This is a genomic window from Halomonas sp. 707B3 (genome assembly GCF_024158645.1).
Lineage (GTDB): Bacteria > Pseudomonadota > Gammaproteobacteria > Pseudomonadales > Halomonadaceae > Vreelandella > Vreelandella lionensis.
In genome coordinates this window covers 1-13462 of sequence record NZ_JAMZBE010000093.1, presented here as the reverse complement: position 1 = coordinate 13462, position 13462 = coordinate 1, and the positions used below count along the sequence as shown (strand labels likewise).

Here is a 13462-nt window from a genome sequence, read left to right as displayed (position 1 = left end):
TGATCCCTTGCCGAACTCAGCAGTGAAACCGCTTAGCGCCGATGGTAGTGTGGGGTCTCCCCATGCGAGAGTAGGTCATCGTCAGGCACTTATACCGCAGAGAACCCAGCCATCCGGCTGGGTTTTTTGTTTTGCCGAAGAAAGTTGTGCCGAAGAAAACTGCCTAAAAAATCGAGCGAAATAAAAACCCAGCCATATGGCTGGGTTTTTGCGTTTAAGCGTTCAGAGAGCTAGATAAGCCATTAACCGCAGAGCGACTCTAGGGCTTCAATGAAGCTATCCATTTCATCGTCGGTGCCGATGGAGATACGCAGGAAGTTGTTGAGTAATTCGGTATTGAAGTGGCGTACCAAAATGCCTCGCTCACGAAGGCCAGCAAACAGCTGCGCACCGGCAAAGTCAGGGTGCTGAGCCAGCAGGAAGTTGGCTTTTGAGGGCAGTACCTCAAAGCCCAGCCCTTCCAGCCGTTGGCGGGTTCGCTCACGGGTAGTAATGACGTTGTCCCGGCAGGCGTTGAAGTGCTGGGTATCTTTCAGTGCCTCAATACCGACCACACTGGCTAGGCTATCGACCGGGTAGGAGTTAAACGAATCCTTTACCCGCTGTAAGCCTTCGATTAGCTCAGGGGAGCCAATTGCGTAGCCCAGACGTAAACCCGCCAAGCTGCGTGATTTGGAGAACGTGCCGGTGACCAGCAAGTTTGGGTAGCGCTCAATCAGCGCTACCACGCTTTCGGCGCCAAAATCGACATAAGCTTCGTCGACCAACACTACGCGATCTGTCACACGTTTCAGCAGTGCTTCGATGCTTTCAAGAGAGTGAGCATGGCCAGTAGGCGCATTAGGGTTGGCAAAAATAACGCCGCTGCGTTCAGAAGTGCTGGCAAGCGCCTCTAGGTCGACTTCCCACTTCTCATTGAGCGGGTGCTTGCGTAGCTCAACGCCATACAGCTTGGCATACACAGGGTAGAAGCTATAAGTAATGGAGGGCACATCCAGTGGAGCGCCCTGGCAGAAGAACGCTTGGAACGCGAACGCCAGTACTTCGTCAGAACCATTGCCAACAAAGGTTTCTGCTACGCTTACACCATACGTGTCTGCCAAGGTTTCACGCAGGGCCAAGGACGTCGGATCAGGATAGAGACGCAAATGATCAACTGCATAGTTGCGTAGTGCCTCGCTGACACCAGGGGCAGGTGGGTACGGGTTCTCGTTTGTATTGAGTTTGATAACGCGTTCGCGGGGCTGCTCGCCTGGCACGTAAGGGGTAAGCTCCCTAACGGCGGGGCTCCAATATTGGCTCATAAGGGTAACCTGATTATCCTAGCGGTAATGGCACCATGGTCGCCTGATGGCCGCTAGAGCGCAAGCATTCCCATGCAGGCTAGGTGAGAACTTACTTCTACGTCAGAGGGGGTGGGCGTCGCACCTTGTAGCGGTTATGCTGTCATAAGCGCGCGAAAGAAATGTATGTCCAACACGATAAGGAGACACCCAATGCAATTCAGGAGTTTGCTAGCCGGTTCGGCTATGTTGGCACTGTTGGCGGGCTGCGCAGCTGGCCCAACGGATCAGCGCGAAGATGCAGGCATGACCGCATCACAGGCTAACTACCAAGGCACTCTGCCTTGCCGTAACTGTGACGGCATTGACCTGGATGTAACGTTGGTGGGAGAAGAGATGAGCGCCCCGGAAGAGCGGACGTTCACGCTGGATGCGACTTACCGTAATCACCCCCAGACTCCGCCGGATGAAAACTATGCCGGTAACTGGGAAGTGCTGACCGGTACGCCCTCTGACCCCGATGCCACGGTATATGAGCTAACGCCGAACGGCGACGGCCAAATCTACTACTTCCAGCGTATTGATGAACGTACCCTGGAGCTAATCGACCCTGAGCGCCGCCGTTTCGAAAATGGCGAGATGCTGCAGTTACAGCGTCAGTAATCCAATACGCGACGCTCAAAGGCGGCCACTGGCCGCCTTTTGCATTTCTGCCCACTATATCAACGTGGCGCGATAGACAGGAGCAACAAGGCGGTGGCAAAAGCAAAAAGTGCCTTTGTCTGTACTGAATGTGGTGCAGAGTATCGTAAATGGCAGGGCCAGTGTACGAGCTGCCAAGAGTGGAACACGCTAACGGAGGTCAAGCTGGCAAGCGCTCGGCCCGGTAGCGGCACCACTACCGGGCGCACCGGGTACGCAGGCGATCTATCACGAGATGTAGTCGACCTCAGTAATGTCGATTTAAGCGAGGTGCCAAGGCTTAGCTCCACCTTTGCAGAGTTTGACCGCGTGCTAGGCGGCGGCTTGGTGCCGGGCTCCGCCGTTTTGTTGGGTGGCAACCCAGGGGCTGGTAAATCGACGCTGCTGCTGCAAACCGCCTGCAAGCTGGCCCAGCAGCGGCGTATTCTCTACGTCACGGGGGAGGAGTCGCTTTCCCAGGTGGCTATGCGCGCCCACCGCCTGCAGCTACCCACTAACGGGCTGAAGATGCTAGCGGAAACCAGCGTAGAGACGATCCTCGCGGTGGCCGAGCGGGAGAAACCGGAAATACTGGTGATTGATTCCATCCAAACCATGCACTTGGAAGATATCAGCTCTGCCCCTGGCGGCGTTGCCCAGGTACGCGAATCCGCTGCTGCGCTTACCCGCTTTGCCAAGCAGACTAATACCGTGCTGTTGCTGGTGGGTCACGTCACCAAGGATGGCACCCTTGCGGGCCCCAAAGTGCTAGAGCATATGATTGACGCCTCGCTGCTGCTGGAAGGCGGTGCCGACTCCCGCTTTCGGACGCTGCGTGGGCAGAAGAACCGCTTTGGCGCGGTCAATGAGTTGGGCGTGTTCGCCATGCTGGAGCAGGGGCTGAAAGAGGTAAAAAACCCCAGCGCGATATTTCTTTCGCGTCAAGAGGAGCAAGCGCCGGGCAGTCTCGTCATGGTGGTGTGGGAAGGTACGCGACCCATACTGGTAGAGGTCCAAGCGCTGGTAGACGAGTCGGCACTAGGTAACCCGCGCCGCGTTGCCGTGGGGGTAGATCAAAACCGCCTCGCCATGCTATTAGCCGTTCTTAACCGTCACGGCGGACTGTTTACCGGCGATCAGGATGTATTTCTTAACGTGGTGGGCGGTGTCAAAGTGCTGGAAACCAGCGCCGACCTCGCCGTGCTGCTGGCGGTGGTTTCCAGTCTGCAGAACCGGGCTCTGCCCAAAGAGCTGGTCGTGTTTGGCGAAGTGGGCCTATCTGGCGAGATACGCCCGGTACCCAGCGGCCAAGAGCGTATTGCAGAAGCCGCCAAACACGGCTTTTTACGCGCCATCGTGCCCCGTGCCAATGCGCCCAAGCAGGCGCCGAAAGGAATGGAGGTAATTCCCGTGGATAAATTGAGCGATGCTCTGGAAGCGCTGTAACCTCAGCTATGCTTATCATAAGGGCAGCTAAAGCCAAGTCCACGTTCAAAAAAGGAGAGGGATGATGAGTTCGATTCGATTAACCCAATATAGCCACGGAGCGGGCTGCGGCTGCAAAATCGCCCCGGACGTACTCGATGGCATTCTCGCCAAGGCCGGACCGGCAGCCGGGCATCAGCGGCTGATCGTGGGCAACCAGGGGCGTGAAGACGCCGCCGTATACGATCTCGGCGACGGTCGCGGCATGATTGCCACCACCGACTTTTTCATGCCCATTGTCGATGACCCTTTTGATTTTGGCCGTATTGCCGCGACCAACGCCATTAGCGATGTGTACGCCATGGGTGGCACACCGGTCATGGCACTGGGCATTTTAGGCTGGCCGCTGGATAAGCTGGGCCCAGAAATCGCTGGCGATGTAGTGGCGGGTGCCCAGGCCGTTTGCCGCGAACTGGGCATTGCCCTGGCCGGCGGTCACTCCATTGATGCCCCTGAGCCGATGTTTGGTTTAGCAGTGAACGGGCTGGTCGATCTTGAGCACTTAAAACTCAACAGCCAAGCTAAGCCCGGCGACCTGCTGTTTCTCACTAAACCGTTGGGCGTCGGGCTATTAACCACAGCGGAAAAGCGCGGCTTGCTAGAAGCCGGGCATCATGGCCTAGCCCGTGAAACCATGCTCAAACCCAACACCATTGGTATCGCGCTCTCCAAAGTGAAGGGCGTCAACGCCATGACGGATGTTACCGGCTTTGGTTTGGCAGGGCATCTCACCGAAATGTGCAGTGCCAGCGGTTTGATGGCGCAGATTGATTTCCGCCGTCTGCCCCGGTTAGCTGAAGCGGAAGGCTATCGCCGCCAAGGTGCCGTGCCCGGCGGCACCGTACGCAATCGCGACGCCCTGGGTAGCGCGCTGCCCGTCATGGATGAAGCCCACTGGCAGTGGCTCTGCGACCCGCAAACTTCTGGCGGGCTGCTGATTAGCGTAGACCCCGCATGGGAAGATGACGTTGAGCGTATTGGTCGTGAGTACGGCCTAACGTTGGAGCCGTTCGGTACCCTAAAAGCACCCCAGGGAGACGCTAAAATCGAGGTTATTGGATGACCCTGCCGACCACGCCTGCGTCCCTTGAGGTGATTGCGTCAAACACGCCGCTGATTGATGTACGCGCCCCGGTAGAGTTTGCCCAAGGCAGCCTGCCGGGGGCGGTCAACCTACCGCTGATGGTGGATGAAGAGCGCCACCAGGTAGGCATTGCCTACAAGCAGCAGGGCCAGCAAGCCGCCATCGCGCTGGGTGAGCGGCTGGTCAGCGGTGAAGTAAAGCAAGCGCGTGTCGCCGCTTGGCAGGCCTACTTAGCCCAGCACCCGGATGCGATTATCTACTGCTTTCGCGGCGGTCTGCGCTCGCAAATTGCCCAGCAGTGGCTTGTCGATGCAGGGCTTCATCGCCCACGCATTGAAGGCGGCTGGAAAGCGCTACGCCAGCAGCTCTGCCAACGGATTGACGAAGCCGCGCAGCAGCCTATGCTGGTGGTGGCAGGGCTCACCGGCTGCGCTAAGACGAAGCTGATTAACCAACTGCCCAACGGCATTGATTTGGAAGCCTGCGCCAATCATAAAGGTTCTGCTTTTGGGCGGCAGCCCGACGAACCCACCACCCAAATCGATTTTGAGCACGCGCTGGGCCAGCGTTTGATTGGGCAGCCGGGTAAGCTTGTGTTGGAAGATGAGTCCCGACAGATTGGCAATGCCAATCTTCCGCTCGATTTTTGGCATGCCCTACAGCAAGCGCCGCGTATTCGTATCGAAATGCCGCTAGATTGGCGGCTAGATCAGCTACGCCGCGACTATATCGAAGCGCTAGAGCAGGGTTACGCCGCTCGCTTTGGCCCAGAGGAAGGGTGGCAGCGCATGCAGCGTCAACTGGCGAGCGCGTTAGAACGGCTGGCAAAACGCCTGGGCAATGCCCGGCTACAGCGTTTGCAACGTATGCAGGCCATGGCTTTCCGTGCCCATGCCGCCGGGGATATCCAAGCCCATGAGGCGTGGCTTGCCCCGCTGCTGACCGAATATTACGACCCGCTCTACCGCTACCACTTGGAGAAACAGCAGGGAAACCGGCCCACAGAACTTCATATAGGCGATTGGGAAAGCTGTCTCGCCGCTGCCAAACAGTGGAGTGCTTAGCGGCGGCAGGTGGTGGGGGGTTAAGTGCGTTTCAGCCACTGGGTCATGACGCGATCTAACAGCGGTGCCAAGCGCTGAAAGCGCGTGGGGTCTTCCAGAATCTGCTCATCGGTTTGCACAAAACGCCCGCTGGAAGGGCTTTTCGCCGTGGGCCGCTCGTTGGCGTTCAGCAGCGGTGCTACGCTGGCCTGGGTCGTTTCAAAGTGGCATAGCAGGCCCACCACACGGCCTGCGTCCCAGCTAAACCCTTGCAGCGGGGACGCGGCACTGCCGCCTAATGGTAGCGCGCCATCGGGTAGGCTAAACACCAGGCGGTGCCACATAAAGGCCTCAAACTGCTCGGGTAGGTCGAAGGTGCTTTCCGGGGCTAGGGTGACGGTATGCCAGCCGGTTTCGGGGTAGGTGCCAGGGGCGACGACCGCCTCAAGCGCTTCCGCGATCCATAGCGCCCCTAGGCCAATGCCCAGAATAGGTTTTTGGCCGTCCAAGTAGCGATTGATCAGTTTGCGCTCCGCTTTATGCCAAGCGGGCGGTTCGCTAAACAGGGCTTCGGGGCCATCTAGCACGATGAGCGCATCGCACTCCCCAGGGCGAGGCGTGAGTTCGCCCGCGTAGAGGTGAAAAACGGTGTAACTATGGCCCATACTCTCAAGCCAGTCGGTCAGACGGGCGGGACCATGGTCAGGGCCGTGCTGTAGCAGATGAATATGCATGGTAATCTCCTCGCCGGCCGAGCACATCAAACGCCGCGGGGTCGCCCGCTGCGTGGGTGCGACGATAACGCATCGCGTTCATTTCACCAACTCAGTTTCACAAACATAGTGACCCAGGAAATCAGCATGGTGGCTAAACCCCAAGGATTTTATCAGCGGCTTCAACTGCTGCCGCTGCCCGCCCAGCAAGCATTTATGGCAGCGCTGTGCGAGCGGCTGTTACCCAACTACGCCCTTTATGAGCAAACCAGCGGCCATGGCGATGGGCACACCCTGCGCACTGTGCTGAATCTTGTATGGGAGCGCCTTAGCGTACCCAACGCCAGCATCGACTTTGCCCGCCAAGCGGAAAAGCTGGCCGAGTGCGAGCCGCCGGAGGGCGATGAGAGTTTCGGCGCACGTCGGGCGCTGGATGCGGTCGTGTCGATCTCTGCGCTACTCGATACGCTGCAAGGCGAATCCCCCGAAGCTGTGCTGGATGTCAGCCGCACCTCGCGGGCTGGCGTGCGGGCGTTCATCGAACTCACCGAAGGGGAAGTGGACGCTCAAGCATTGGCGCTGATCATTCGCGACCATCCGCTGATGGAAGACGAAAACGACTTCCAAGATGCGGTGCTGGAAGCGGTCAGCGGGTCGATCAATAAAACAACACTCAAAGAGATTCGCACGCTTGGGCGCAATAACGGCATTAGTAATTTGGGGCTAACACTGGATGAGGAAGCCGGGGCAGAGTAACTGCCCCAGCCTAAAACGTCGCGCGGCTTATAAACGCATTTCGATGCCGCGTTCGGCCATATAGCGTTTTGCTTCTGGAATGGTGTACTCGCCAAAGTGGAAGATACTCGCAGCCAGTACCGCATCGGCACCGCCTTTGAGCACGCCATCGACCAAGTGGTCTAAATTGCCGACGCCGCCGGAAGCAATCACCGGCACGCTAACCGCTTCGGAAATAGCGTGGGTGACGCCCAGATCAAAGCCAATCTTGGTGCCGTCACGATCCATGCTGGTTAGCAGCAGCTCGCCTGCGCCATACTCGACCATCTTCTTGGCCCACTCCACCGCATCCAGGCCGGTGGGGCGACGGCCGCCGTGGGTGAAAATCTCCCAGCGGTCAGGCTCGCCCTCTTTAGACACTTTTTTGGCGTCAATCGCCACCACAATGCACTGGCTGCCAAAACGCTCGGCGGCTTCACGCACAAACTCAGGGTTGGTAACCGCAGCGGTGTTGATCGAGACCTTATCCGCCCCAGCGTTCAGCATGGTGCGGATATCGTCGCAGGTACGAATGCCGCCGCCGACGGTTAAGGGAATAAACACCTCGCCTGCAATCCGCTCGACCATATCCACCGTGGTGGCGCGGTCTTCGTGGCTCGCGGTGATATCGAGAAAGGTGATCTCGTCGGCACCCTGCTGGTTATAGCGCTGGGCGATCTCTACCGGGTCGCCCGCATCACGAATACCCACAAAGTTGACGCCTTTCACTACGCGCCCGGCATCCACATCCAGGCAGGGGATAATGCGTTTGGCTAAGCTCATTCGCTACCTTCACTCAACTGATCGCTTAAGCGCTGGGCTTCAGCGACATCCAGGCTGCCTTCGTAAATCGCCCGTCCGGTAATTGCGCCCAAAATGCCGCTATCGGCGACATCGCACAGGGCACGAATATCATCCAGATTGGTTACGCCGCCGGAGGCGATCACCGGCAGGCCGCCTTCGCGGGCCAGTGCGGCGGTGGCTTCCACATTGACACCCTGCATCATGCCGTCGCGGGCAATATCGGTGTACACAATGCTGGAAACGCCGTCGTTGGCGAAGCGCTTGGCAAGCTCGGTAGCTTTGACGGTGGAGACTTCTGCCCAGCCATCGGTGGCCACATAGCCATCTTTGGCATCCAGGCCAACAATAATGTGGCCAGGGAAGGCGCGGCACATTTCACCCACAAACTCAGGCTCTTTGACCGCTTTGGTACCGATGATCACGTAAGAAACACCGGCGCTGAGGTAGTGTTCAATAGTCTCTGCCGAGCGGATGCCACCGCCAATTTGAATCGGCAGGTTAGGGTAGGCGCGGGCAATGGCGGTGACTGCTTCACCGTTCACCGGTTTGCCTTCAAAGGCGCCGTTCAAATCCACCAAGTGCAAGCGGCGCGCACCGGCTTCTACCCAGCGCGCGGCCATGGCCACCGGGTCGTCGCCATAGGAGGTCGCGTCGTCCATGCGGCCCTGCTTTAAGCGCACACACTGGCCGTCTTTGAGATCAATCGCGGGAATTACCAACATAGTGAAACCTCTCAGGGCGTCCAGGTGACAAAATTTTCCAGCAGGCGCAGGCCCGCACGGGAGCTTTTTTCCGGGTGGAACTGCACGGCAAAGGTGGCGTCGCGGCCAATCGCCACGTGAGCGCTCACACTGCCGTACTGGGTGGTGCCGAATACCTGGGCATCGTCGGCGGCATTCACGTAATAGCTGTGCACGAAATAGAAGTGCTCATTATTATCGATGCCTGCCCAGAGCGGGTGGTCGTGGTGTTGATTCACCAGGTTCCAACCCATGTGCGGTACTTTCAGGCGCTGCTCTTGGGCATCGCGCATATTGGCCGGGAAGCGGTCTACGCTGCCTTGGAAAAACCCCAAACAGTCCACGCCGCCATTCTCTTCGCTGCGCTCCATTAGCATCTGTTGGCCCACACAAATGCCCAGCAGCGGTTTGGCTTGGCGGGTCAAAATATCATCCACCAGCCCGCGCAGTTCGGTACGCTCAAGCTCGCCCACGCAGTCACGAATGGCGCCCTGGCCGGGCAGCACTAGGCGGGTAGCGCCCAGAATACGCCGTGGGTCGCGGGTGATGATCACATTCTCATGAGTGACGTGCTCAAGCGCTTTAGCCACAGAGTGTAGGTTGCCCATTCCATAATCGATTACCGCAATGGTCATGAAGCGCTCCTTAAGGTCGTGGGCGATAGATTCGTAGGCGAGAGGCGTGCCGCTACGCCGCTAACCGCAACGATCGGCATTATAAACTGCCTTTGGTAGAGGGCATTTGCCCAGCCATGCGCGGGTCTTCCGCAACGGCCATACGCAGTGCGCGGCCAAAGGCTTTGAAAATGGTTTCGGCCTGATGGTGAGCATTGAAGCCTTTTACGTTGTCGATATGCAGCGTCACTCGAGCATGGTTCACAAAGCCTTGGAAAAATTCCCAGAACAGCTGCGTATCCATACTGCCAATGGTATCGCGGGTGAACTCGACATTCATATAAAGGCCGGGGCGGCCGGAGAAATCAATCACTACCCGAGAGAGCGCCTCATCCAGCGGCACATAAGCGTGGCCGTAGCGGTAGATGCCGCGCTTATCGCCAATGGCCTCGTTGAATGCCTGACCCAGGGTGATGCCCAAATCTTCAACGGTGTGGTGGTCGTCGATATGCAGGTCGCCTTTGGCATGAATATCGAGATCTACCATCCCATGCCGAGCCACTTGATCCAGCATGTGGTCTAGAAACGGAACGCCAGTTTCACAGTTCAAGCGGCCTTCGCCGTCAAGGTTGACGCTGACCGTAATCTGCGTTTCGTTGGTGTCACGGCTTACCGTGGCAATACGCGCTGACATGTTGCATCTCCTGCGCCGGGGCGCACTCTGAGGAATAATCGGCGGGCGGCAACTGCGGCCAAAACAACCATTATAGAGAATCGGCGCCCCCATCCGCTACAATGCGGGGAATGTCGCCGCTGTTTGCGGCGCTAACATAGCAGCCTAGCTGCGTTGGCAACGAGGATTTCACCATGCCGGTGACACTGCAATATGTCGACCAGGCCCGTTGGGAAGCAGAAGAGCAGGTGCGCATCGACTTAGTGCGCATATATGAAGACGCGCCCCAAGAGCGCATGCCCACTCCCACGGTTTTGCCATTTATCGAACAGCATTTAAAGGAACAGCAATTTTTTGCCTGTGCCCACTTCAATGACCGCCTGTTAGGCGCGGTGGCGGTGCAAGAAGCCGGCGACCGAGCCTGGTGGCTGTCTGAGCTATGCGTGCGTAAAACTACGCGTCGTCGCGGTGTCGGCTCACGGCTGATGGCGCTGGTGGGCGAGCAAGCCAAGCAAGATGGCCGCGTACTGCGTATTGCTACCACCACGCTGCCGCTGGCAGACCGAGTACTGCTATCGAAATTAGGCTTTCGGCCCGTTGCTGAGGCCTCGTCTTCTGCCCCGGACCTGCCGACGACCAGTGATTTTGTTGAGCTAGACCCACAAGGAAAAGGGTAATGAAACAGCTATTACGTATTTTGCTGGCCGCCATAGGCATTTTAGCCATTGTGGCAGTGGCCGCCGTGGTGTACGTCACCACCTTTTTAGACCCAGAAGACTTCAAACCACGCTTAACCGCTGTGGTAGAGGAGCAAACCGGCCTGAACTTAGCTCTGGAAGGCCCGATTACCTGGTCGTTTTACCCTCGTATTGGTGTCAGCGTTGAGCAGGCGCGCGCCTGGCTGCCCGATCAAGCACAAGATGAAACCGCCTTCGCCGCCATTAACCGTGCTGAAGTGAGCGTTGCCTTTGCCCCGCTGCTGCGCGGAGAGATTGCCGTGGATGGCCTGACGCTAGATGGCATGCGCCTCAATTTGGAGAAGAACGCTGAAGGCGAGGGCAACTGGCAGCCGCTGTTGGAGCGACTCTCCGAGCACAACAACGAATCCGCTGAAACCGTGCTGGCTCCGGCAAGTGCTGGCCCCAATGCCGATGCAGGCAGCCTCTCGGTGGTATTAAGCATCGCCAGCGTCGAAGTAAAAAATGCTGATATTCGTTACCGCGATGAGCAGAATCAAGCGCTTTGGCGGGTTCAGCCTCTGAATATTTCAGGCACCAATGTGAATCCGGTACGCTCCTTCCCGCTAAAAGCCATGTTCACGCTTACTAAGCATGACCGGCTGGATGCCGAAGAGCTTGAGCGCGCGCCAAACATGACCAGCGAAGTAAATCTTGAAACACGCCTGCGGCTTGGCCTAGAAGATGAACAGATCATCTTTGAAAACACCCAGTTAACTACGCATACCCGTCAGGGCGAAGCCAGCGAACCGCAGCAGCTCAGCTTAAAAGCGGCTGAAATTGTTGCCCGTTTAGCTGAGCAACAACTAAGCGTTACCGAAGGCGTGCTGGAAGCTGGGCTGCGCCACCCAGAAAACTGGCAAGGCAGCCTAGCGATTGCCCTGGCGTTTGGCCTGGAAACCGACTTTGCCGCCCAAACCGCGCAGCTTAAAGAGGTTCAGCTCACCGGGCCAGATGGCCTGCGCGTGAGCGGCCACTTGAATGTCGAGCAACTGCTGGACGCACCGCGGTACAGCGGGCAACTGACCGCCGCGCCGTTTACGCTGCGGCCTTGGATTTCCCGCACGGGTGTGAAGCTCAATACTGCCAGCGAAGCCGCACTTAGCGATGTCGCGCTCACCAGCCCCGTAGAAGGCAGCTTGGAGCGTATCTCCCTGCCGCGCCTCTCGCTGGTGGTAGATGACAGCACCTTTACCGGTGATATTGCCGCCGCGCTGGATGGTACCCAGCTCTCCTTCACCCTAGAAGGCGATACGCTCAATCTGGATCACTACCTGCCTGGCCCCGAAACCGCGCAGCAAGCCAGCCGTGGCCTGCTGCGTAAAGCCTTTGCTCAAACCAGCGGAACGCTGCTGCCCCAGGCATGGTTAAGTACGCTCACCCTTCAGGGCGATTTGAGCGTCGACCAACTGCTACTGGCTGGGCTGACTTTTGACGATACCCAGCTGGCGCTGCGCGGTGAAAACGGCAACCACCGCCTCACTGCCTTTGAGTCCCGTTTCTACGAAGGGGAATTGAGCGCCACCGGCCAGCTGGATGCCACTGGTAATGTACTGGAGTGGCAGCTCTCGCCCAGCATTAGCAATGTGCAGGTCGCGCCGTTAATCGAAACCTTCAGCGAAGAAGAGGCCCCGCTGCGCGGACGCTTCAATCTAGACGGCGCGCTGACTACCCAAGGCAACCGCCGCGATGTGCTCACCAGCAACCTCAACGGCGAATTAACCGCGCGGCTCAACGATGGCGCGATTCTACGCACCAACATCTCCCGAGAGATGTGCGAGCTGGTCGCTCAGCTAGAAGGCCAGCAGGTAGAGCGAGAATGGCACCCGGACACCCGCTTTGAGCGTTTTGAAGCCACCTTCCAGGTGCGCAACGGCGTGGTTGAAAGTGACGACTTGCTGATTACGCTACCGGGTATCAACGTGCAAGGGGAGGGCGACTTCAACCTCAATAGCCTCAACTTCACGACTCAAGCGAACGCACGGCTAGTGGATACCGCTGACGCCGCCTGCCAAGTCAACCCACGGCTTCAGCAGCTGCCGCTGCCGGTAAGCTGTGAAGGCCATGTAGGGGACGATAAAGCCCAGTGGTGCCGCTTCGACCGCACCGCCTTCCAAGCCTCGGTAGTAGAGCTACTGCGTGACGAAGCCGGAAGCCGGGTAGAAGAGGAACTGGAGGAGCGGCTTGGCGAATCCATGGACCGTATTGATGAGCGTCTGGGTGAAGGCGCAGGCCAAGAGCTGCGCGAAGGTATTCGCCGCCTGTTCAACTAATCGCAACCTGCATTGACGAACAACCTGCGTTAACGCAACACAATCTGCACGCGCCGGCCTTACCGCCGGCGCTTTTTTTCATGGCGAGTGCTTTAAGGAATAACGATGGCCGATATGCCCACGCCGTGCCTACCGGCGGAAGAGTTTCAACACCGGCTGCTTACCTGGTTCGACCAGTATGGCCGCCACGACTTGCCCTGGCAGTCGCCCCGCAGCGCCTACCGCGTGTGGGTCTCTGAAATTATGCTGCAGCAAACCCAGGTCACCACGGTGATTCCCTACTTCGAGCGCTTTATGGCCCGCTTCCCGACGCTGGAAGCCCTGGCCACCGCGCCCCAGGATGACGTGCTGCACCACTGGACGGGCCTGGGCTACTACGCCCGCGCCCGCAACTTGCACAAAGCTGCCCAGGTGGCGATGGAGGGGCACGGCGGCGAGCTGCCCACTGACAGCGTAGAAACGCTGATGGCGCTACCCGGTATTGGCCGCTCCACCGCTGGCGCGATTATCGCCCAAAGCACCGGCCGGCAGGCCGCTATTCTGGATGGCAATGTAAGG

At 58.3% G+C, this 13462-nt stretch carries 13 protein-coding genes, 1 rRNA gene and 1 pseudogene; 9 read left to right on the top strand and 6 right to left on the bottom strand.

Annotated elements, in window-relative coordinates; genetic code table 11:
* Nucleotides 1-87 (top strand): 5S ribosomal RNA (gene rrf / locus BIS10_RS12625); the annotation flags it as partial.
* Between the two features lie 155 nt (nt 88-242).
* On the opposite strand, the gene hisC is transcribed toward rrf, so the two are convergent.
* A complete protein-coding gene (gene hisC / locus BIS10_RS12620) occupies nt 243-1304 on the bottom strand; it encodes a histidinol-phosphate transaminase (protein ID WP_253505712.1) in 1062 nt (353 codons plus the stop codon).
* A 192-nt stretch (nt 1305-1496) separates the two neighbouring features.
* On the opposite strand from hisC, the gene BIS10_RS12615 reads away from it, so the two are divergent.
* From BIS10_RS12615 to mnmH, 4 genes are all read left to right on the top strand, one after another.
* A complete protein-coding gene (locus BIS10_RS12615) occupies nt 1497-1946 on the top strand; it encodes a copper resistance protein NlpE N-terminal domain-containing protein (protein WP_044630451.1) in 450 nt (149 codons plus the stop codon).
* A 93-nt stretch (nt 1947-2039) separates the two neighbouring features.
* Nucleotides 2040-3410 (top strand): DNA repair protein RadA, encoded by a 1371-nt coding sequence (radA, locus tag BIS10_RS12610; RefSeq protein WP_253505710.1) that lies wholly within the window; start codon nt 2040-2042, stop codon nt 3408-3410.
* 61 nt (nt 3411-3471) lie between these two features.
* A complete protein-coding gene (gene selD / locus BIS10_RS12605) occupies nt 3472-4512 on the top strand; it encodes a selenide, water dikinase SelD (RefSeq protein WP_392567179.1) in 1041 nt (346 codons plus the stop codon).
* Nucleotides 4509-5597 (top strand): tRNA 2-selenouridine(34) synthase MnmH, encoded by a 1089-nt coding sequence (gene mnmH / locus BIS10_RS12600; protein ID WP_083024469.1) that lies wholly within the window; start codon nt 4509-4511, stop codon nt 5595-5597. The genes selD and mnmH overlap by 4 nt, the downstream gene beginning before the upstream one ends.
* Before the next feature lie 20 nt (nt 5598-5617).
* On the opposite strand, the gene BIS10_RS12595 is transcribed toward mnmH, so the two are convergent.
* Nucleotides 5618-6310 (bottom strand): type 1 glutamine amidotransferase, encoded by a 693-nt coding sequence (locus BIS10_RS12595; RefSeq protein WP_253505708.1) that lies wholly within the window; start codon nt 6308-6310, stop codon nt 5618-5620.
* 126 nt (nt 6311-6436) lie between these two features.
* Here BIS10_RS12595 and BIS10_RS12590 point away from each other — a divergent pair, with 126 nt between their 5' ends.
* Complete coding sequence (locus tag BIS10_RS12590) at nt 6437-7045, top strand: YjaG family protein (protein ID WP_062361785.1); 609 nt, start codon at nt 6437-6439, stop codon at nt 7043-7045.
* A gap of 27 nt (nt 7046-7072) precedes the next feature.
* Here the strand turns inward: BIS10_RS12590 and hisF are convergent, their stop codons facing one another.
* The 4 genes from hisF to hisB all read right to left on the bottom strand — a co-directional run bounded on the left by hisF (nt 7073) and on the right by hisB (nt 9915).
* Nucleotides 7073-7846: an imidazole glycerol phosphate synthase subunit HisF gene (hisF, locus tag BIS10_RS12585; RefSeq protein ID WP_253505706.1), complete on the bottom strand. Its 774-nt coding sequence runs from the start codon at nt 7844-7846 to the stop codon at nt 7073-7075.
* The gene (gene hisA / locus BIS10_RS12580) at nt 7843-8589 is read right to left on the bottom strand and encodes a 1-(5-phosphoribosyl)-5-[(5-phosphoribosylamino)methylideneamino]imidazole-4-carboxamide isomerase (RefSeq protein ID WP_253505704.1); all 747 of its coding nucleotides are present in this window, start codon (nt 8587-8589) and stop codon (nt 7843-7845) included. The genes hisF and hisA overlap by 4 nt, the downstream gene beginning before the upstream one ends.
* An 11-nt stretch (nt 8590-8600) precedes the next feature.
* Nucleotides 8601-9242, bottom strand: a complete 642-nt coding sequence (gene hisH / locus BIS10_RS12575; RefSeq protein WP_083024475.1) for an imidazole glycerol phosphate synthase subunit HisH — start codon at nt 9240-9242, stop codon at nt 8601-8603.
* A gap of 79 nt (nt 9243-9321) precedes the next feature.
* Nucleotides 9322-9915 carry an imidazoleglycerol-phosphate dehydratase HisB gene (gene hisB, locus BIS10_RS12570; protein WP_044630460.1) on the bottom strand — a complete coding sequence of 198 codons (594 nt, stop codon included), beginning with the start codon at nt 9913-9915 and terminating at the stop codon, nt 9322-9324.
* Nucleotides 9916-10088: 173 nt separating this feature from the next.
* Between hisB and BIS10_RS12565 the strand changes: the two genes are divergently transcribed.
* From BIS10_RS12565 to BIS10_RS12555, 3 genes and pseudogenes are all read left to right on the top strand, one after another.
* Nucleotides 10089-10571 (top strand): GNAT family N-acetyltransferase, encoded by a 483-nt coding sequence (locus tag BIS10_RS12565; protein WP_253505703.1) that lies wholly within the window; start codon nt 10089-10091, stop codon nt 10569-10571.
* Complete coding sequence (locus BIS10_RS12560; RefSeq protein WP_253505701.1) at nt 10571-12904, top strand: AsmA family protein; 2334 nt, start codon at nt 10571-10573, stop codon at nt 12902-12904. The genes BIS10_RS12565 and BIS10_RS12560 overlap by 1 nt, the downstream gene beginning before the upstream one ends.
* A gap of 105 nt (nt 12905-13009) precedes the next feature.
* A pseudogene (locus BIS10_RS12555) lies at nt 13010-13462 on the top strand (A/G-specific adenine glycosylase); the annotation flags it as partial.

Bases quoted from the DNA above. Each gene is read 5' to 3' on its own strand.
- BIS10_RS12590 (WP_062361785.1), top strand. From the start codon at position 6,437: ATGGTGGCTAAACCCCAAGGATTTTATCAGCGGCTTCAACTGCTGCCG.
- hisA (WP_253505704.1), bottom strand. From the start codon at position 8,589: ATGTTGGTAATTCCCGCGATTGATCTCAAAGACGGCCAGTGTGTGCGC.
- BIS10_RS12565 (WP_253505703.1), top strand. From the start codon at position 10,089: ATGCCGGTGACACTGCAATATGTCGACCAGGCCCGTTGGGAAGCAGAA.
- hisB (WP_044630460.1), bottom strand. From the start codon at position 9,915: ATGTCAGCGCGTATTGCCACGGTAAGCCGTGACACCAACGAAACGCAG.
- hisH (WP_083024475.1), bottom strand. From the start codon at position 9,242: ATGACCATTGCGGTAATCGATTATGGAATGGGCAACCTACACTCTGTG.
- BIS10_RS12595 (WP_253505708.1), bottom strand. From the start codon at position 6,310: ATGCATATTCATCTGCTACAGCACGGCCCTGACCATGGTCCCGCCCGT.
- selD (WP_392567179.1), top strand. From the start codon at position 3,472: ATGATGAGTTCGATTCGATTAACCCAATATAGCCACGGAGCGGGCTGC.
- BIS10_RS12615 (WP_044630451.1), top strand. From the start codon at position 1,497: ATGCAATTCAGGAGTTTGCTAGCCGGTTCGGCTATGTTGGCACTGTTG.
- mnmH (WP_083024469.1), top strand. From the start codon at position 4,509: ATGACCCTGCCGACCACGCCTGCGTCCCTTGAGGTGATTGCGTCAAAC.
- BIS10_RS12560 (WP_253505701.1), top strand. From the start codon at position 10,571: ATGAAACAGCTATTACGTATTTTGCTGGCCGCCATAGGCATTTTAGCC.
- hisC (WP_253505712.1), bottom strand. From the start codon at position 1,304: ATGAGCCAATATTGGAGCCCCGCCGTTAGGGAGCTTACCCCTTACGTG.
- hisF (WP_253505706.1), bottom strand. From the start codon at position 7,846: ATGAGCTTAGCCAAACGCATTATCCCCTGCCTGGATGTGGATGCCGGG.